The 20826-nt window shown below is 33.6% G+C and carries 17 protein-coding genes; 7 read left to right on the forward strand and 10 right to left on the reverse strand.

All coding sequences use genetic code 11. The annotated features are described in order from the left end of the window. Positions 1-306: 306 nt before the first annotated feature. The 8 genes from ACODSB_RS01790 to ACODSB_RS01825 all read right to left on the reverse strand — a co-directional run bounded on the left by ACODSB_RS01790 (position 307) and on the right by ACODSB_RS01825 (position 9713). Positions 307-1053, reverse strand: coding sequence for a tetratricopeptide repeat protein (locus ACODSB_RS01790; RefSeq protein WP_053473375.1), 747 nt, complete (start codon positions 1051-1053; stop codon positions 307-309). 61 nt (positions 1054-1114) lie between these two features. Further along, a complete protein-coding gene (locus ACODSB_RS01795) occupies positions 1115-2869 on the reverse strand; it encodes a BatD family protein (protein ID WP_488935785.1) in 1755 nt (584 codons plus the stop codon). 123 nt (positions 2870-2992) lie between these two features. Further along, entirely contained in the window at positions 2993-3766 is a 774-nt protein-coding gene (locus tag ACODSB_RS01800; RefSeq protein ID WP_180855922.1) for a tetratricopeptide repeat protein, read from the reverse strand. 42 nt (positions 3767-3808) lie between these two features. Beyond that, positions 3809-4837, reverse strand: coding sequence for a VWA domain-containing protein (locus ACODSB_RS01805; protein WP_053473372.1), 1029 nt, complete (start codon positions 4835-4837; stop codon positions 3809-3811). 137 nt (positions 4838-4974) lie between these two features. Continuing rightward, positions 4975-5979 carry a vWA domain-containing protein gene (locus ACODSB_RS01810; protein ID WP_488935786.1) on the reverse strand — a complete coding sequence of 335 codons (1005 nt, stop codon included), beginning with the start codon at positions 5977-5979 and terminating at the stop codon, positions 4975-4977. Continuing rightward, positions 5979-7610, reverse strand: coding sequence for a hypothetical protein (locus ACODSB_RS01815; protein WP_488935787.1), 1632 nt, complete (start codon positions 7608-7610; stop codon positions 5979-5981). The genes ACODSB_RS01810 and ACODSB_RS01815 overlap by 1 nt, the downstream gene beginning before the upstream one ends. A 142-nt stretch (positions 7611-7752) precedes the next feature. Further along, positions 7753-8616, reverse strand: a complete 864-nt coding sequence (locus ACODSB_RS01820) for a DUF58 domain-containing protein (RefSeq protein ID WP_488935788.1) — start codon at positions 8614-8616, stop codon at positions 7753-7755. Positions 8617-8708: 92 nt separating this feature from the next. Further along, positions 8709-9713 (reverse strand): AAA family ATPase, encoded by a 1005-nt coding sequence (locus ACODSB_RS01825; protein WP_053473368.1) that lies wholly within the window; start codon positions 9711-9713, stop codon positions 8709-8711. A 212-nt stretch (positions 9714-9925) separates the two neighbouring features. Between ACODSB_RS01825 and ACODSB_RS01830 the strand changes: the two genes are divergently transcribed. From ACODSB_RS01830 to ACODSB_RS01840, 3 genes are all read left to right on the forward strand, one after another. After that, the gene (locus ACODSB_RS01830) at positions 9926-10798 is read left to right on the forward strand and encodes an aldo/keto reductase (RefSeq protein WP_488935789.1); all 873 of its coding nucleotides are present in this window, start codon (positions 9926-9928) and stop codon (positions 10796-10798) included. 97 nt (positions 10799-10895) lie between these two features. After that, a complete protein-coding gene (locus ACODSB_RS01835; protein ID WP_488935790.1) occupies positions 10896-11651 on the forward strand; it encodes an SDR family NAD(P)-dependent oxidoreductase in 756 nt (251 codons plus the stop codon). Positions 11652-11780: 129 nt separating this feature from the next. Then, positions 11781-12926, forward strand: a complete 1146-nt coding sequence (locus ACODSB_RS01840) for an ATP-binding protein (RefSeq protein WP_488935791.1) — start codon at positions 11781-11783, stop codon at positions 12924-12926. Positions 12927-12995: 69 nt separating this feature from the next. Here the strand turns inward: ACODSB_RS01840 and ACODSB_RS01845 are convergent, their stop codons facing one another. Next, the gene (locus ACODSB_RS01845) at positions 12996-13739 is read right to left on the reverse strand and encodes a DUF3298 and DUF4163 domain-containing protein (protein WP_488935792.1); all 744 of its coding nucleotides are present in this window, start codon (positions 13737-13739) and stop codon (positions 12996-12998) included. A gap of 104 nt (positions 13740-13843) precedes the next feature. Here ACODSB_RS01845 and ACODSB_RS01850 point away from each other — a divergent pair, with 104 nt between their 5' ends. Continuing rightward, complete coding sequence (locus ACODSB_RS01850) at positions 13844-14986, forward strand: cystathionine gamma-synthase (RefSeq protein ID WP_488935793.1); 1143 nt, start codon at positions 13844-13846, stop codon at positions 14984-14986. Between the two features lie 77 nt (positions 14987-15063). On the opposite strand, the gene ACODSB_RS01855 is transcribed toward ACODSB_RS01850, so the two are convergent. Next, positions 15064-15858, reverse strand: coding sequence for a THC0290_0291 family protein (locus ACODSB_RS01855; protein WP_053473360.1), 795 nt, complete (start codon positions 15856-15858; stop codon positions 15064-15066). 323 nt (positions 15859-16181) lie between these two features. On the opposite strand from ACODSB_RS01855, the gene gdhA reads away from it, so the two are divergent. The 3 genes from gdhA (at position 16182) to recO (ending at position 20734) form a co-directional block, all read left to right on the forward strand. Then, on the forward strand, positions 16182-17525 hold the full coding sequence (gene gdhA, locus ACODSB_RS01860; RefSeq protein WP_053473359.1) for an NADP-specific glutamate dehydrogenase: 1344 nt from the start codon (positions 16182-16184) through the stop codon (positions 17523-17525). A gap of 133 nt (positions 17526-17658) precedes the next feature. After that, positions 17659-19941: a type IX secretion system anionic LPS delivery protein PorZ gene (gene porZ / locus ACODSB_RS01865; RefSeq protein WP_488935794.1), complete on the forward strand. Its 2283-nt coding sequence runs from the start codon at positions 17659-17661 to the stop codon at positions 19939-19941. Between the two features lie 79 nt (positions 19942-20020). Next, positions 20021-20734 carry a DNA repair protein RecO gene (gene recO / locus ACODSB_RS01870; RefSeq protein ID WP_488935795.1) on the forward strand — a complete coding sequence of 238 codons (714 nt, stop codon included), beginning with the start codon at positions 20021-20023 and terminating at the stop codon, positions 20732-20734. Positions 20735-20826: the final 92 nt, after the last annotated feature.

A 20826-nucleotide genomic window follows, 5' to 3' on the forward strand; every position in this document is an offset into this window, starting at 1 on the left:
ATTAATTGTTTTAAGAAAAATTCGAAAAATAAACGGTGTGTTTATACAACTGTTGTCGATATGCTGGACGTAGACGCACTGCTGTGCGTCTCTACAATATGCTGGGGTGGATATAGATTGTAGAGAAAAGGTTTGTAAATAAATTTTTGCCCAAGAATATTTTGACAATCAAAATCGTAGAGACGCACAGCAGTGCGTCTACACAAAGTTGATCGACATAGGTAAATCAAATTCCAAAAAAAGTAAAATCCCAAATTTCAATGTTATGTTGGAATTTGGGATTTTTTATTTGAAATTTTTGAAACCTTATTTTACTTCTTTAATTGTTGTAGCATCAATCCAGCCTTCAGTTCCGTCTGTTAATTCGATTTTTTTCCATTTTCCAACCGTTTCCATAACATAAACTTTTGCTCCTTCATGAAGCAGGATAATAGCAGAACCTGCTTTTTGAGGTTCGCTTCTAACTTCGCTTAATTCAGCAAAAACAATTGCCGGACGATCGTTGTCAAAATGGTCTTTTTCAGACATTCCAGCAAAAACACTTAAAATCAAAGCAACCAAAAGAATAAACATTCCAATGAAATAAATTCTTTTTGTAATCGTAAGCTGTGAAAAATAATAGCCAATAAAACTCAGCAAAAAAACAAAACCAAAGGCAACAGAAATCTTAGCCCATTGATTATAATCGAAAATGCCCGTAAAATTCTGAATCAGTTTTGCAAAACCAACTTTCGGAACTTCCTTGATTTCATCGATTGTCAGTTTTTTGGCAAATTTTAAGTTGTTTAAAGTCTCAGGATCGTTTGGTTTTAGTACCAAAGCTTTTTCGTAATTGTAAATAGAAGGCGCAACTTTATTCAGTTTATAATAACTGTTTGCCAAATTAAAATACAACTCTGCCGATTGCTGTTTGTTTTCTTTAATAATATCTTCATAAACCTGAACAGCTTCCTGATATTCTCCCTTTTGGTACAAAGCATTTCCTTTTTCAAAGCTGCTTTGAGCAAAGAAAACCTGTGAGATTAGTAAAAAGAGATATAATATATTTTTCATTATTAATTTTTTAAACCCGACAGGTTTTAAAAACCTGTCGGGTTTGAATTTAAGTTAAAAATTAAACGATTTGTTTTTCTAATTCTGAAATAATCAGAACAGCTTTATCATAATCCTGCTGAATCGAAGCGCTTGATGCTGGAGCATAACGTGCAAATTCGCAGTTTTCGGTCAGATTAATGAAATTCTGAACCGTTTCAGGTTTTGAATTTCTTGATAAAAGCAGTTCCTGAATATTATCTTTACTCATTTCTGAAGTCTCAATGTGCAGTTTTGCTTTTAAGAAATTGTGCATCGCTTTTTCCAGAGCAATATAAAACGCCTCTTTATTATTAAGCTGTTTTTTAGCCTGCGATAAATATTTCTTCGCAAGTTTATTGTTCATTCTAATTCTGTTTCCGGTTACATCGCTGTCAATCGCTTCTTTTTTCTTTCTAACCAAAATTATAATTGGAATAATGGCAAAAGGGAAAAACAATAAAGCATAATACAAATCTGAACCGTAAAAATCATCTTTAGCAATTGATGCTAAAGTCGTTTTTGACTTAATATATTTGAATTGTTCTGTTTTAGTAATTACGTTTTTAGCCGCTGTCGAAGGATTTGCTTCCGCTAAAGTCGGACCGTCTAAAACATCCATCATAATTTCAGGAGAAGTTATAGTTTTATAAGAACCTGTACTCAGATCAAAATAAGAGAACGTCATTGGTTTGATCGCATATTTTCCTTTGTATTGCGGAATAATAGTGTATTTATCGGATATTTTTCCAGACATTCCAGACAATGAAGTAGTTACTTTTTCATCGTGAACCGGATCATACATTTCTAATGCATTTGGTACAACAGGTTTTGGCAGCGTAAACAATTTCATGTTTCCTGTACCTGAAGCGCTCACAAGCAAATCTAAACCTTCACCGCTTTTTAGCGTTGTTCTGGATGGCGTAACTTTAAAACTAAAGTTACCAACTGCTCCGGTAAATCCTTCTGGTTTTCCTGATTCAGGAAGTGGTCTTACACTTATAGTTCGGGCTCCTGTTGTTACTACTTTATTATCTTCAGCAATAATCATCTGGCCAAACATATCGCGGCGATTTGTTGGCAATTGCACGCCAATATCTAATGAAAAAGGTGCGATTGTTAATCTGCCTGATTTTTGCGGATATAAAATGGCTTTCTTTAATATTACATAATGACATCTCTGGCCCTGATAACTTCCTTCTTCCATTACCAATCGTGTGATGTCAATATTCTGATTCCAGAAATCGTTGTATTTTGGCTTAGCAATTTCTCTAAATCCGGTAACACCAATTTCATTAAAATACAGTTTGTAAACAACTGTTATTGGTTCATTTACATAAGGAGTTGTTTTAGAAACCTCTGCAACTAATTGTAATAACTCGTTTCCAGAGCCTGCGCCTTGTTGTCTAGGGTCATTAGGATCTCTTTCTTGTGCAACTGCATTCGTAACAGTAACTTTTATTGGAGCCGTTTTGTAAACCTGTCCATTATATTCTATGGCAGCCTGTTTAATAATAACAGTCCCTTTTTTTTCAGGCTGAAGAATATAAGAATATATTTTTTGAAAAGAGCTTCGGCCGTTTACCCAAGACTGGCTTATTTGCTGGCTTGGTCCGGCTACAAGTTTAAATCCTTCAAATGCAGGCTGGTCAAAATTATCGCCATCGACATTCATAATGAAGTCAATACGGAGTCTTTCGTTAAGTCCAAGCGTGTTTTTGCTTACTCTGGCTTCAAATTGAACTTGAGCCATAAGCCCTTGAAAAGTGAGCAGTAATAGAATTAAATATCTTTTCATTAATTGTTAGTCAGTTTTTGTTTAACTGTTTAATTGTTAATTTGTTTAATCGTTTTTTTTACTGTTTTATTGTTACAGTTTTGCCGAATAGCAGATTAAAAAATAAACGATTAACCTAAAATCCTACCAGTCTTTTTCTGGTTTTTTAGGATTTCCTTTTATTTTTTGAGCGTTTACTTTGTCTTGAATTTTCTTTTCTTCGTTGTTTACAGCATCTAATAAATTCTGAACACGTTCTTTTGAAATTCCTCCGGGCTGCGGTTTAGGTTCTCCTTTATTGTCAGACTTGTCGTCTTTCTTCGGATCATTTTTACCGTCATTTTTATCTTTATCCTTATCGCCTTTGTCGTCTTTCTTATCCTTGTCCTTATCTTGGTTTTTATCCTTGTTCTTGTCTTTATCTTTGTTTTTATCCTTGTCTTTGTCCTTATCCTTATTTTTGTCTTTGTTCTTATCGTTATTTTTAGGAGGATTTTCTTTTAGTTTCTGTTTTGCGTAAGCGTAGTTGTAACGCGTTTCGTCATCGGTAGGATCGTTTCTTAAAGCTTCTTTGTACGCTTCAACGGCCTGCGTATAATCTTTCTCTTTCATAAAAACGTTACCAAGATTATGAAAAGCTTTGTGTTTTTCAGGTCTTGTTTTGGCGATTTTTATGGCATTCGCGTAAGCGTATTTTGCTTCAGAAGCCTGATTTTGTCTGTAAATCGAGTTTCCTAAATTGTAAGAGCCAGCTGCGCGTTTTGAAAATTTTGAAGCCGAAATTCTATAATTAGCTTCGGCGTCAGTAAATTTATTCTGCTTATATTCTTCATTGGCATCAGGCAATGTCTTGTCTTTTTCCTGAGCAGAAACTGCAAAAGGAAGCGTTAGTAAAATATAAAGAAGTAAATTTTTCATTCTAATTTTTTTATTTTTTGTTCCGAATTTCGAGCGGAATCTTTATTTCTTTTCGTTGAATAAATTCAACTCTTTAATCCAGTTTGTTTTTCTTTCTAAAAGGAAAATATCTACAAATAACAGTAAGAGTCCAAAACCAATAAACCATTGAAACTGCGATTGAAAATCGGCCATTTGTGTTGATTCAAATTCTGTTTTCTGAATCTTGTTTAATTCGTTTTTGATGAATTCCAAAACCTCTTTGGTATTTCCGCCGTAAACATACTTTCCTTTGGTTGCAAGAGTTTTTAATCCTTCCTGATTTAGTTTTGTAATAACAGTTTGTCCGTTTTGATCTTTCTGATAATTTTTAACGATACCATTTTCTCTTAACGGAATTGTTCCTCCTCTTTCTGTTCCAACACCAATCGTAATGATTTTGATTCCTAGTTTACTAGCTTCTTCTGCCGCCGCCGAAGCACCTTCAGAATGATCTTCACCATCAGAAATTAAAATTATAAGTTTGCTTGTTTTGCTTTTTTCGTCAAAATATTTAGCTGATAATCTAATTGCTTCATCAAGAGAAGTTCCTTGTGATGAAACCATATCAGGATTCATGCTTTGCAGGAACATTTTTGCAACACTATAATCAGATGTAATTGGCAATACCGGAAATGCGCTTCCTGCATAAGCCACAATACCAATTCGGTCACTTCCTAAAGAGTTTATAATCTGCGAAACCAATTGTTTACTTTTCTCTAAACGACTTGGTGCGACATCTTCGGCAAGCATACTTTTAGAAACGTCGACAGCAAAAACGATATCAATTCCTTCACGTTTTACAGTTTCCATTTTTGTTCCAATCTTCGGATTTACTAAACCGATAATTAAACACGCCAATGCCAAAAGCAAAATCGATAATTTTAAAACAGGTTTAAAAACAGATCTGTCCGGACTCAGTTTTTTTACCATGTCTAAATCTCCAAATTCACGTTGTTTTTTTCTTTTCCAATACATATTGAAAAGGAAAATACACACCACAATTGGAAGTAATAGTAAGAGATATAAATATTTTTTTTCGTCTAATTCCATAAATATTTTAAAATTCCAAAAATCTAAATTCCAAATTCCAATTTCTGTTGTTTGTCTAAAAAGCTGATTTTAAAATTCCACTTCAAATTGGAATTTGGTCCCGATGGCTATCGGGAGTAATTTTTTGATTTTTCAAATCAAATGAAGCTTCTGTAAACTGTATTTCTTAAACCAACTTCAAGTAGTAATAAAAATGCTGCGAGTAAAACAAAAACTCTGTATTTTTCGTCGTAATCGTAGAATTTTAATTCCTGAATTTCAGTTGTTTCTAATTTGTTAATTGAACTGTATATTTCAGCTAATCTATCGTTGCTTGTTGCTCTAAAGTAGGTTCCGTCTGTTTTGCGGGCAATATTTTTCATTAACTGCTCATCAATTTCAACTTTCTGCATTTTGAATAAAAAACCGCCGTTTGGTGCATAAGCATATGGAGATTCAGCCATTCCGTTTGTACCAAGACCAATTGTATATACTTTTATTCCGTATTGTTTTGCAATGTCAGCAGCAGTTTCTGGCTCAATAAATCCGGCATTATTAACACCGTCAGTCATTAAAATAACAACCCTGCTTTTTGCTTTACTGTCTTTAAGACGATTTACTGCCGTTGCTAAACCCATTCCAATTCCGGTACCATCTTGTAAAACGGTATCATATTTAATTCCTTTTATAGCTTCAAGAATAATTGGTTTGTCACTTGTAACAGGTGTTTTTGTATAAGCTTCAGAAGCGTATAAAACTAAACCAACTCTGTCATTTGGTCTTTCTTCAACGAAATCAGCAGCAACTCTTTTTAAAGCTTCCATACGGTTTGGCTTTAAATCTTTTGCAAGCATACTTCCGGAAACGTCAATTGCTATTACAATATCAATTCCTTTTGTCGTTTTGGTCTGATTACTGATGTCGACTGTTCTTGGTCTTGCTAAAGCAATAATCAGTGAACTTAAAGCGATAATCCTGAAAACATATAAACTAGGCTTTAATTTGGTCAACAACGATTCGCTGTTTTTAAAACCTGCCGTCGAACTCATTTTTAATGTAGCGGCCTGCTGATTTCTTTTCCAAAAAAACCAGCCAATAGCGATTGGAATTAATAGAAACAACCAAAAGAATTCCGGATTTAAAAAAGTGATCTGATTATTCATTAGTTACTTGCTTTTTTAAGTTCAACAGAATTTAGAATTCGGGTTGTAATGTCGTTTGCATACGTATCGCCTTCCTTATGCAAAATCATAATTTGCTGTAAACCTTGATCTTGTTTAAAAAGAAGGATTTCGTAATATGATTTTGTACTTGTTTTACTGTTTGGATCGATAATGCTCATTGTTCCATATCCTTTTATTCCCTGTATACCTTGATTGGTTTGAAAATCTTCTTGTTTAACAATGATATTTTGTCCGCCTTGAAGTTCAATAATTTTTAAAGTTCCTTCTAAAGCTTTAGACAAATCAATATCAACAGGGTTTTTGAATTTGCTTGTTGAAACGGTAACATAAAAATTATCAATCATACTTCCGTAGATAAAAAGCTGCATTTCTTTAATCAAAGCCATAGCTTCTTTTGGCAGCATTTTTTGAGTATCCATTCGTTTTAAAACCTTTGGAGTTTCAATGATAACGCCCGGATTTCCGTATTCACTTTTTACCCATTCTCCTTCTAATAATTCTTTAGTAGGATGTCCGATAATATTGTCTTTTACATAAGTAAAACCTTTTGTTGCAATAAAGAAAGTTGTAGTTGCTAATAATAAAAACAAAACAGAACCTACTGTAATGGCAATTCGTTTGTTTCTTTGTTTTTTTAACTGCAGCTGAATTTGTTTTTGTCTTTGCGCTTCGTTTAGCAATTGATCTTCTTCTTCAGCCGGAACTTCTGTTGGTATTGCATTGTCAAGCGTTAAAATTGCTTTCTGAATTTTATTTCTGTCATCCGTAATTTCAAATTCAAGTGGTTTTGATTTAGCAAATTTTACTAAATCGGCCTGACGTAATACGCGTTCCAGATTCTCAACTGTTTCTGGCGTTAAAGTCATTTTCTTTTTAGTCGAAGCTGTTCTAATTGCCTGAATTAATTCAGAAGTTGTACTTTCCATTGCTGGAATGTGAATCGCTTCTTCAATATAGTTACGCGCAATATCCGTTAGTTCACTATAATATTCTTTGATTTCTCCTTTTTGAACAAGTTCTTTTGACTCTAGATTGTTTAATAAGCTTGTCGCTTTTTCAATAGGAGTTTTATAAACTTCTTCTTCGATTTTTTTCTTCTGATGTTTTTTAACGTACCAATAAATTCCGGCTCCAATTGCTAAAATAATAACCAGTGCCAAAACGTATTTCCACCAATCGCCAATTCCGCCATCAGCAGCGGTAATGTCTTTGATATCATACATTTTTTGCTGTAATGTATCGACTTTTACATTAGCAACTTCAACACGAATAGAATCTGAGAAATAAGGTTTTTTATCAATTAAAATTTGAACACTCGGAATCACGTATCTTCCTGAATCAAATTGAGTTAATCCATATTTTTTGATTAATTCGTAAGTATCGTTTTTCTTTACCGTATCGATAGGATAAGACTGAATAACCTCTAAAGGGCCAAATCTTTTTAGTTTAGGGAAAACAACTTTCGAATTAGCATTTACAACCGTTTTCAGCGTTAGCTTAAACTCGGCGCCAATTTTATTTTTGGTAGTATCAATGCTGGTTTCGACTTGTTTTTGAGAAAAAACAGCCGTAGAAAGCAAAAATAAAAATATGTAAAACTTTAATTTCATTTGATTTGTGATTTCAGATTTTAGTCTAAAATGAATGCTTAAAATTGGAACACGAATGACACAGATTTAAGCGGATTTTTTATTTGAATAATTAGAGCAGATAAAAATTCTAAAATTTAAAATCTACAATCTAAAATTATATTTATCGTGACTTGAAATAGCCTAACAGCTTAGTAACATAATTTTCGTCAACTCTTGTGTTTACAACACCAGCGCCAGATTTACTGAAAATATCTTTGAAATAATTTACGCGTTCCTGATAATGTTTTTCGTAATTCATTCTCACTGTTTTTGAGCCTGTATTTACCAATTGAATTTTTCCCGTTTCGGCGTCAAGCATGGTTACCATTCCTAAATTTGGGATTTTTTCTTCACGGATATCGTACACACGAACACCAGTAATATCGTGTTTTTTAGAAGCGATTTTTAAAGTCTGTTCGTAATTCTCAGACATGAAATCAGAAATTACAAAAACAATCGCTTTCTTTTTCTGTGTTCCCGATAAAAATTTCAAGGCTTGTGAAATATCTGTTTTGTTGCTTTTTGGTTCAAATTCGATTAATTCACGAATGATTCTCAAAACGTGTGAACGGCCTTTTTTTGGCGGAATGTATAATTCGACATTATCAGAAAATAAGATCAATCCAATCTTATCATTGTTTTGTGTAGCCGAAAAAGCCATCGTTGCAGCAATTTCTGTTACGATGTCTTTTTTAAACTGACTTTTTGAACCAAAACCTTCAGAGCCCGAAATATCAACCATTAAAACCATGGTTAATTCTCTTTCTTCTTCAAAAACTTTTACGTGGGCTTCGTTGTAGCGTGCGGTTACATTCCAATCGATGTTACGAATATCATCGCCATATTGGTATTGGCGCACCTCGCTGAAAGTCATCCCGCGCCCTTTAAATGAAGAATGGTATTCACCCGAAAAGATATGATTGCTCAGTCTTTTGGTTTTGATTTCTATTTTCCGTACTTTTTTTAAAAGCTCTTTTGTATCCATTTTTCGGATTGCAGATTTTAGATATTAGATTTTAGATTATTTTAGATTGCAGATTTAAATCTAAATTCTGCAATCTAAAATCTAAAATTTTTTTAAGGTACTTCAATCTCGTTTACGATTTTGTTGATAATGTCTACAGAAGTAATGTTTTCGGCTTCAGCCTCATATGTGATTCCAACTCTGTGACGTAATACATCATGCACAACTGCACGAACATCTTCTGGAATTACATAACCACGACGTTTGATGAAAGCGTAACATTTAGCAGCGTTTGCTAAGTTGATACTTCCACGTGGAGATGCTCCAAAACTGATAAGTGGTTTTAAGTCGGCTAATTTGTATTTCTCTGGGTAACGAGTAGCAAAAATGATATCCAGAATATATTTTTCGATTTTTTCATCCATATAAACTTCACGAACCGCTTCTTGCGCACGTAAAATTTGTTCTACAGAAACTACGGCATTTACTTTTTCGTAGCTTCCTTTTAAGTTTTGACGAATTACAAAACGTTCTTCATCAATTTTTGGATAATCAATTACAGTTTTCAACATGAAACGGTCAACCTGTGCTTCAGGAAGCTGGTATGTTCCTTCTTGTTCAACCGGGTTTTGAGTTGCTAAAACTAAAAAAGGACGATCTAGTTTGAAAGTGGTATCACCAATTGTAACTTGTTTTTCCTGCATCGCCTCTAAAAGCGCAGACTGAACCTTTGCCGGAGCACGGTTTATCTCATCGGCAAGTACGAAGTTGGCAAAAATTGGCCCTTTTTTAATAGAGAATTCGTTTGCTTTAATGTTGTAAATCATGGTTCCGATAACATCGGCAGGAAGTAAATCCGGCGTAAACTGGATACGGCTGAAAGAACCCTGAACCGCTTGTGACAAAGTGTTAATGGCCAAAGTTTTTGCTAAACCAGGAACTCCTTCAAGTAAAATATGTCCCTGACCCAAAAGACCAATTAACAGACGCTCGACCATATGTTTCTGGCCCACAATAACTTTGTTCATTTCCATTGTAAGAAGGTCTATAAAAGCACTTTCTCTCTCAATTTTTTCATTTATCGCTCTAATGTCTAAAGTCGTTGTATTTTCTTCCATATAAATATTTTTAAAACCTTGATTTTTACGCCTAATTTTTGAGAGTGCAAATTGAATATTTTTTAAGAAGTAAGATGTTAAAGAATGGTTAAAACTTCGACCAATCACCTAATTTTAAGGACGAATTGTGAATCTATTTTTATATTTTTAAGAACTTTGGTGATTATGTTTTATAAAAGCATATTTATTAGCAAAAATAACTCAATATAACCATGAGCAAAACAGCATTATCGCCTATAATTTCGGGCACTATGAATTGGGGTGTTTGGGATAAAAACCTTTCACCAAAAGAAATGGAAAACATGATACAAATTTGTATCGAAAACAAAATCACAACTTTTGATCACGCCGATATTTACGGAGATTATACCACCGAAGCCGATTTTGGAAAAGCATTCAAAGCTAGTAAAATTTCGCGCGAAAAATTACAATTAATTACAAAGTGCGGAATTCAGCTGGTAACAGAAAGCCGTAATAACAAAATCAAACATTACGATTATTCTAAAGAGTATATCATTTGGTCTGTTGAAGAATCTTTAAAGAAACTGAAAACAGATTACGTTGATGTATTTTTACTGCACAGGCCAAGTCCGTTAATGCAGGCAGATGAAATTGCAGAAGCAGTTGAAAAATTAAAATCGGAAGGAAAAATTTTAGATTTCGGACTTTCGAATTTTACAAGTTCACAAACGGAGTTAATTCGCCAGAAAACAGAAGTAAGCTATAATCAGGTACAATTTTCTGCAACTCATTTTGAACCAATGGTTGACGGAAGTCTTGATTATATGCAGACACACGGAATTCGTCCATTGTCATGGAATCCACTTGGAACTGTTTTTAGAGAAGACACCAAAAAAACACGTCGTTTGAAAAAGTTATTCTCGACATTGCTTGAAAAATATCATCTTGGAGCAGATACACTTTTATTAGCATGGATTTTAAAACACCCGGCAGCAGTTATTCCAATTGCAGGAACAGTTAACGTTGCCAGAATTCAATCTTTAGTAAAAGCTGCTGAATTAGAAATGGACAAAGAAGACTGGTTTGCGATCTGGACAGAAAGTATGGGTGACGATGTTGCTTAAATAAAAATATTAGCCCACGGATTTTACGGATTGAACAGGTTTACACTGTGATTTTTTAAATCTGTAAAATCTGTGGGCAAAAAAACAAATACTTAGAATGAAAAAAACAGTTTTAATTACTGGTGCTACAAGCGGAATTGGAAAAGCTACCGCTCAGATTCTAGCTAGAAATAACTATAAAATTATTCTTTGCGGAAGACGTAAAGATCGTTTAGAAGAATTGGAAAAAGAACTTTCTGTTTTTACAGAAGTTCATTCGCTTTCTTTTGATGTTCGTGATAAAAATGATGTTTTGAAAAAAATTGGTGCTTTGCCAGATGCATTTTCAGATATTGATGTTTTGATCAATAATGCCGGAAATGCTCATGGTTTAGATCCAATTCAAACAGGAGATTTAGACGATTGGGATGCGATGATTGATATTAATGTAAAAGGACTTTTATATGTTTCAAAAGCGGTGATTCCGAAAATGACAGCTAAAAATTCCGGACATATTATTAATATTGGTTCAACTGCTGCGAAAGAAGTTTATCCAAATGGAAATGTATATTGCGGAACAAAACATGCTGTTGATGCTATTACAGCCGGAATGCGAATCGATTTAAATCCATTTGGAATAAGAGTCGGAGCAATTCATCCGGGAATGGTAGCAACAGAATTCAGTGAAGTGCGTTTTAAAGGAGATACAGAAAGAGCTTCAAATGTATATAAAGGATTTGATCCGCTGCAGGCAGCAGATATTGCAGATATTATTCATTTTGTAGTTTCAAGACCGTATCACGTAAATATCGCTGATTTAGTCGTGATGAGTACCGCGCAGGCATCATCAACGATTGTCAAGAAAAATATCTGATAAAATTTTATTGTAAAGACGCACGGCAGTGCGTCTTTTTTACGTTTAAAGTAATAGAATTGAAAGTAAAGTGATTACAAGTTTTAATTAGTATAAATTAGTGCAATTAGTGGCAAAAAAACTTAGACTATGATTAATAAACGCCTTTTGATAAAGAATTTACTTGCTCACAATGACGAGAGCAGTTTTTATGACAAAAAAAGGCAGTTGAATCTACATTCGCGAGAAGGCAAAGGAAAGTTTTTAAAACACATTTGCGCACTCTCCAATTCAAATCCGGCGAATAACTCTTATATCGTTGTTGGAGTAGAAGATCAGGATAACGAAATTGTAGGCGACGATTTCTTCGATGACAGCCGAATTCAGAATCTCGTAAATGCATTTTTAGAAAATCCTCCAAAAATTCAATACGAAAACGTACCATTTCCCAATCTTCCAAAAGATAAAGTAATTGGTTTGGTTACGATAAAGCCTAAAAGCAAAATTTCCTATTTTAAAAAAGGAATTCATACCATTCTAGCCAATAGTGTTTTTATAAGACGCGGCAGTAATTCCATTCCTGTGGAAGAACATGAAGAAGTCGAAAAAAATAATCAGAATACAGAAACGGTAATTGGAATCGAAAATAGTTCCCGAAACAGTATTCAATATACGCTGGACGGCGTAATCGATTTTATGAATTTCAGGCATAAAGATATGTCGCCAAAATACAATGTTTTTAAAGAATTGTTTGTGATTTGCTGGGCGGGAGTTCCAAAAAAATCCAGAGATAAAACCTTTTTATCCCGCGTAGATATTGAGTTAATTAATGAGCAGGTTAAACTTTTTTATTCGGCGCAGGATGTGGTTACAATTTTCTTTGATGATGATACTTTTACAATTACAGAATATGTTCCGCTTGGATTAAATGATAAAACAAGTTATTATCCGCTAGAAGAACAAACCATCCACTTTTTTGATAACGGCTATTATAAAATTGACCGTAAAATGCTTTTTCAACCGCCTGAATTCAATAAACGAATGTTATTTCATATTTACAATGCAAATATTGCATTGCTCCAAAAATTGCAAAGAGGGATTTCTTTATCTGGCCGTGAATTAATAGATCTTGAAAATCTTCCTTCAACTTTTATGATCTGCTATTTGAATGGTTTTGATGATGCCAAGCAAAAATTAATCGATGCCAAACTGCTTTTAAAACCTTATAAACATATTTATTCTTCATTTAAAGAGGCATTGAGAATTTTGCGTAAAATGAAATATGATGTTCAGTAGAAAAGGTTCAGAGGTTCAAAGGTTTTTTCTGTAGAGACGCACAGTAGTGCGTCTAACCCAATGCTTTTCTTATTGAAATTTCAAATATTTACTCACTTTATCATACGGAAATACAATTTCTTTTGGGCCATCGGCATAAGATGCGGCTTCGTATGAATTATAATAAAGAAGTAAACCTGCTGAAGTATAGAAAATATTCTGAGGCAATTGAAATTTATCATTTTCGAACATTAAACCTGTTGCGTTTATGTTGGCATTTTCGGGAATTTGATATTTAAGTCTGAATTCTTTTTCGGCGAAAGCCTTAAATTCTTTTTCATTTTTAAACAATTGATCGTTAAAAATAACTTTTCCGGTTTTTTGATTAAATAATAAAGACCTGAAACCTTGGTAGCCATGTGCGCCGCCGGTAAAAGTATAATGATCTATTTTGATGTTTAAAATCTGCTCTGATTCAAATTCGACATTTCCTGTTATTTTTCCTTCCCAGCCAAAAGTATCGTGCGGGAATTTTTTATGCATTTCTTCGTAAGAAGCAATAAAAGATTTTGACAATGATTTATAATCGTTGACCTTTGTTGAGTCTTCGCCGAAATAGATGATTTCTTTTATTACATTGAAAACTTTTTTATTAATACTGTCAGCGATGATCTTTTTATTTTTAGCAATTGGGACTTCTATTGTGATTTTCGGGCAATCATTTTTGCACGGAATAGTAGATTTTTCTTTAAACGTTTCATTTTCAAATGAAAGCTCTTTGTTGCAACTCGTAAAAATCAAACACAAAAAGATTATAAATATGTAATTTTTCATATCAAAAAGTGTTAATTATCTACAAAGGTAAGAAGTTGTATCAGGATAAAATAAATTAAGCGGTAAATTTGTGCGACAATTATGGATTTAAAATTTATAACTATATGAAATTCAATACAAAAGTAATACATGGTGGCCAGCATCATGATCCAAGTACAGGAGCGGTAATGCCGCCGGTGTATCAAACGTCAACTTTTATTCAGACAAGTCCGGGAAAACCTCTGGCAGATTATGAATACAGCCGCGCATCAAACCCAACTCGTACAGCTCTTGAAGAGGCTTTAGCAAGTATTGAAAATGGTACACGCGGACTGGCTTTTTCTTCTGGTCTTGCCGCTACAGATTGTATTTTAAGATCATTTAAAGCAGGTGACGAAGTTATTGCAATGGATGATTTATACGGCGGAACTTACCGTATGTTTTCAAGAATTTATAAAGATTCAGGAATAAAATTCCATTTTGTTGATATGACGGATATTGCAAAATTGAAATCATTAATCAATGAAAACACAAAATTGGTTTGGGTAGAAACGCCAACAAATCCGTTAATGAAATTAGCTGATATTGCAGAAGTGGCAAAAATCACTAAAGAACATAAAATTTGGTTTGCTGTAGACAATACTTTTGCAACCCCATATTTACAAAAACCTCTTGATTTAGGTGCAGATATCGTTATGCATTCGGCTACAAAATATTTAGGCGGACATTCTGATGTTATTGCCGGAGCTTTAATTGTAAAAGATGCAGCTTTAGGAGAACAATTACATTTTCAGCAATTTGCAACTGGTGCAACTTTAGGGCCAATGGACAGTTTTTTAGTTTTAAGAGGAATAAAAACTTTGGCATTAAGGGTGCAGAGACATTGTGAAAATGGAGAAAAAATAGTGGAGTATTTAACTAAACATCCAAAAATAAATACAGTTTATTATCCTGGATTAGAAAATCATCCATTTCATGAAATTGCAAAAAAGCAAATGAAAGCTTTTGGCGGAATGGTTTCTTTTACATTCAAATCTGGTAAAAAAGAAGATTCTATTGCGTTTTTAGAGAAATTGAAAGTATTTACTCTGGCTGAATCTTTAGGAGGTGTAGAATCGCTTGCAAATCATCCGGCTTTAATGACACACGCTTCAATTCCTGCTGATAAAAGAGCAGAAGTTGGTATTACTGATGACTTAGTAAGATTAAGTGTTGGTATTGAAGATGCAGAAGATTTAATTGCAGATTTAGAGCAAGCATTGTCTTAAAAAAAAATCAATAAAAAAATTCCAAATTCCAATTGTAACTATTTTGGAATTTGGAATTTTTTTATTTTGGAATTTCTTTAGAATTCTAAGTAATAAATGTATCCAACATTAAACCAAACCTGCCAGTCATTAGCCTTGTTTTCTTCATAAAGATCTTTGTTCGGGTTTAAACCATCAATCCAGTCTGAACTAAAAGCTTGAAAACGAGTTTCAAACATTACATCGCTCATTTGAGTTAATTTAAGGTGGAATCCAACACCGGCTGTTGCCGCTAAAGCTACTCCGCTTTCACTTGCAAAACCATATTGATGACCATCTGAAGGCGTTAAATATTTAGGGAAAGTTGTTGACGGAAGTCCTAATTCACCCATTGTTGAGCTTACTTTCGAAGTATAATAAGTTGCCAGGAATCCGACACTAAAATACGGGCTAAAACCGCCTGCTGTATTTTCGAAATCGTGAATTTTCATAAATGGAGAAAATTCTAACTGAGCTCCAAGATTTAATAAAGTAGATTTACCACTCATTGCTTTTAATTGCGCAACAGCCAATTTGTTTTTTGCAGTTTCAATATAACCGCCAAAATGGTTAAGAGTTGTGGTATTAAAAGATAATTCGGATCTAACTTTAAAATGTTCTGTGAAGAAACTTTCTCTGTTATTATTTGCAGAAAAGTTAATAAAGTGAACAATTCCTACACCAAAACCGGTGTTTCCCACATTGGTATCGAAATTATGTCTTTCTCCAAAATCGGACTGAAATGCTACAGGGCCGAAAATAATTCCTACTTCTTGTGCCAGATTAGACTGAGCATTGGCAATAGTGGTAATGCCAAATAGGGCGAAAATTGTGAAATATAGGTGTTTAAACATCTCTTGGGGCTTTCAAAATATTGGCAAATATAAAAAAAACATAGTCGAATCAAAATAATATATACTTCTATTAAAAATTTAATAACAAAACACTTAATTTTCTGACTTTAAAGGCGGTAAATTGCTGTAAAATCGGAGGTGTAAAATTGTATTTTTAAGATTGTTTAAAAAATACACAATTCTTCTCTAAAAACAAAAAAAAATAACAAATCATGTTGATTTTGCTATATCTTTGTATGTTATAACGAAAACGTTTTCTTAAAACGTATTTTCTTATGTAATTGATTAAGTTTAAAACTATTATTTGAATAATTTATTATAAAATGGAACAAAAAATAAATGAATTTATGGCTCTTGTGGAGTCAAAAAATCCAAACGAGCCAGAATTTCTTCAAGCCGTTAGGGAATTTGCAGAAACGGTAATTCCATTTATCGCAGAAAGAAAAAAATACGACGGTAAAAATTTACTTCTTAGAATTGCTGAACCAGAAAGATCTATAATTTTCAGAGTTCCGTGGGTTGACGACAAAGGAGAAATAATCGTAAACAGAGGTTTTAGAATTCAAATGAACTCAGCGATTGGCCCATATAAAGGCGGAATCAGATTTCATCACACTGTAAACCTATCAGTTTTAAAATTTTTGGCTTTCGAACAGGTTTTCAAAAATAGTTTAACAACACTTCCAATGGGTGGGGGTAAAGGAGGATCTGATTTTGATCCGGAAGGAAAATCAGATGCAGAAATCATGCGTTTCTGTCAATCATTTATGACTGAATTATGCCGTCATATTGGTCCTGACTTAGACGTTCCTGCAGGAGATATTGGAGTTGGTGCCAGAGAAATTGGTTATTTATTTGGTCAATATAAAAGAATTAGAAATGAATTTACCGGAGTTTTAACCGGAAAAGGCCTTGCTTACGGTGGTTCATTAATCAGACCTGAAGCTACAGGATATGGAGTAGTTTATTTTACAGATCAAATGCTTCGTACAATTGGTCACGAAATTAAAGGTAAAAGAGTTGCTATTTCAGGATTCGGAAACGTTGCCTGGGGTGTAGCTTTAAAAGTGAATGAATTAGGAGGAAAAGTTGTTACGATTTCGGGACCTGATGGTTATATTTTGGATGAAGAAGGTATTTCTGGAGAAAAAATAGATTACATGGTCGAAATGAGAGCAACTGGCGATAACAGAGCAGAGAGGTATTTAGAAAGATATCCAAATGCAATTTTCCATAAAGGAAAAAGCCCTTGGGAAGTTAAAGTTGATATCGCTATTCCATGTGCTACTCAAAACGAGCTGAACGGAGACGACGCTAAAAAATTAATTGATAACGGTGTTTTATGTGTGACAGAAGCGGCTAATATGCCTTCTACTTTAGATGCAATAAAACTTTTCTTAGATAATAAAGTACTTTTTGCTCCAGGAAAAGCAGCAAACGCTGGTGGAGTTGCAGCATCTGGATTAGAGATGACACAAAACTCTATTCGTTTAAACTGGACAAGTGAAGAAGTAGATTTAAGATTAAAAGATATCATGGTTGGAATTCACAACCAATGTAAAAAATACGGTGCAGAAGAAAATGGTTATGTAAACTACGTAAAAGGAGCTAACATTGCCGGATTTGTTAAAGTTGCCGATGCTATGCTTGCTCAGGGTGTAGTGTAAGATTAATTACAATTGAAGAATGCTCTCATTTGTCTTGTTAAGGATAAATAGGGAGCATTTTTTTATTTAGTTAAAGAACAAAAATCAAATACTTTCGTTTGTAGTATATTTGTCTATCCGATATTTGTAAACAATGACAAGAAAGTTTCTTTACGTTTTATTTTTAGTACTATCTCAATTTGGCTTTGCACAAGGCCAATTGTCGTGGGAAGGCTATTTTTCGTTTAATGAAATAAAAGATATTTCAGAATCTTCTACAACGGTTTTTACTGCTTCAGAAAATGCCTTGTTTTCTAAAAATGCAGCTTCAAATGTTATAAAAACAATAACAACTGTTGACGGACTTTCGGGACAGACGATTTCTGCAGTATATCATAGCGAAAGTTTCAAAAAAACAATCGTTGGTTATGAAAATGGTTTGATGATCATAATTAACGAAACAGACGGAAGCATCATAAAAAAAGTAGATATCATTAATAAACAATTATCGGCAAGTCTTAAAAAGATTAACCATTTAATGGAGCATAACGGATTATTGTATGTTTCCTGCGATTTCGGGATTGTGCAGTTTAATTTAACGACATCACAATTTGGCGATACTTATTTTATTGGAGATAATGGTGCAGAAATCAGCGTAAAACAAACCACTTTTTTTAATGGATTTATTTTTGCTGCAACTTCCAGCGGAATTAGAAGAGCAGATATTACAAATCCAAATTTAATTGATTTTAGCCAGTGGACTGTTGTAAATACAGGAAATTGGGCAAGTGTTGCGACGCTAGATGCAGAACTTATTGCAATTAATTCAACCGGAAATATTCATCGATATAACTCCAATATTTTTGTTAGTTTCTCGCAGCTTCCGCAGCCTTCTGTTGATATGCGAGCGGTAAATCACAATTTGTTTGTTACAACATCAACTTCGGTTTACTTGTATAACAATCAAATGGTTTTAACTCGTTCGATAGTTAATACACAACTTCCGGATATCAATCTGACGTTTTCTTGTGCTTCGGCAGTTGGCGATATAATTTACATCGGAACAAAAGAAAAAGGATTATTTTCTGGCGCACTTTCGGGAATTGGAACTTTCGAAAACAATACTCCGGCAGGTCCTTCACGAAATAATATTTTTTCACTAGATGTGACACCAAATGTTCTTTGGGCAGTATACGGAGATTATGATATTTATTACAATCCTTATGACTTAGATAGTTATGGTATAAGTAAATTTAATAACTCAAAATGGTTAAATATCCCATATTCAGAAGTTTATGATGCAAAGTCAATTACTCGCGTTATTGTAAACCCAAGTAACGAAAAACAAGTTTATGCAAGCTCTTTTTTCTCTGGATTATTGCGAATTGAAGATGATGTTCCGAATTTTTTATACAATGAAAAAAACAGCGGATTAGAAACTTTGACTTATGAAGGGCCAAATTATATTGATGTTCGTATTAACGGAACTGCATTTGACAGAACAGGAAATTTATGGGTAACAAACAGCCGAATTAAAAACGGATTGAAAGTTTTAAAAACCGATGGTCAATGGCAGAGTTATTCTACAAGTACAATTTTAAGTAATGCCGAAAGTACAAGCTATGCTAATATCGTTATTGATAAAAATAACGTCAAGTGGATTTCTACAAGCAATGAAGGTGTAATTGCATTTAACGAAAGCACAAATACGTTCAAAAAAATGACTTTTGGTACCGATGCAGGAAATTTACCAATTGCCGATGTAAGATCTGTTGCAATCGATACCAAAAACCAGCTTTGGATAGGGACTACAAAAGGATTAAGAGTTTTATCGAATGTTGGAAATTTCCAGACCGAGGCACAATTAAAAGCAAACCCAATCATTATTCTGGAAGATAATCTGGCTCAGGAATTAATGTACGAGCAGTTTATTACTTCGATTGTTGTTGACGGCGCGAACAATAAATGGATTGGTACAGCAGATTCTGGTATTTTTATGGTTTCGCCAAATGGTCAGGAAACCAAATATCATTTTACAATTAATAATTCACCTTTGCCAAGTAATACGATAAACGATATTAAAATTAACAGCGCAACCGGAGAAGTTTTTATAGCAACCAATAAAGGAATGATTTCTTTTAAAGGAATTGCAACCGGAGCAAACGAAGATTTAAATAACGTTTATGTATACCCAAATCCGGTTCGACCAAGTTATTCCGGAACCGTGAAAGTGGCCGGCTTGATTGATAAAGCAAATATCAAAATCACCGATATCGAAGGAAATTTAGTTTACGAAACCACTTCTGAAGGCGGAACTATAGAATGGGACACAACAGCCTTTGGAAAATATAAAGTAGCCTCTGGCGTATATATGGTTTTTATTTCTGCACAAGACGGAGGCGAAACAAAGGTCAAGAAAGTTATGATTATTCGATAGTATTCAGTCGCAGTCACAGTTTTCAGTTTTAATTTAGATTTCTTCAATCTAAAATCAACAATCTAAAATCTAAAATTCGTTGCAAGTCAAAACCAAAGCAATAGTAATCTCATCTTTAAAATTTCAGGAAAAAAGCTTGATCGTAAAATGTTTTACACTTTCAAGCGGACTGAAATCTTATTTTGTGCGCGATGCTTTTTCGAGCAGAAAAGCAAATCAGAAAATTGCTTATTTCCAGCCGTTGTCCATTTTAGAAATCGAAGCCGTTCATAAAAACAAAGGAACGCTTGAAAACTTCAAAGAGATAAAAAACGGAATCCCTTTTCAAACCATTCATACTGATATTGTAAAAAGTACAATGGTCATGTTTCTTTCAGAAATACTTCATTATTCTATTCAGGAAGAAGAAAAAAACGAATCCCTTTTTTTGTTTTTAGAAACCGCTTTAACTTGGCTTGATAATCATGATGAAATTTCTAATTTCCATTTGATTTTACTTTTAGAAATCACAAAATACTTAGGTTTTTATCCTGATGTTTCAGAAATTGATCTGCCTCATTTTGAAATGAATGATGGTGTTTTTACGCTTTTCAATAAAGGAAATGTACTTTCTGAACACGAAACCGGCTTACTTAAAAAGCTAATCGATTTAAAGTTTGATAATACCGAAAAAATCTTTCACGTAGTCGAAAGACAAATTTTATTGAAGGTATTAATTGATTACTACAGCTTTCATTTAGAAGGATTCAAGAAGCCAAAATCACTAGAAGTTTTGAAAGAAATATTTTCTTAAAACTGATTCGTATTTTTATATATTTGTGCAGCGAATTTTTATTAAAAAAATCTTAATTTTTCTTTTAATAAGTTAATTCGCGAACGATAAGC

The organism is Flavobacterium sp. FG68 (genome assembly GCF_057808895.1).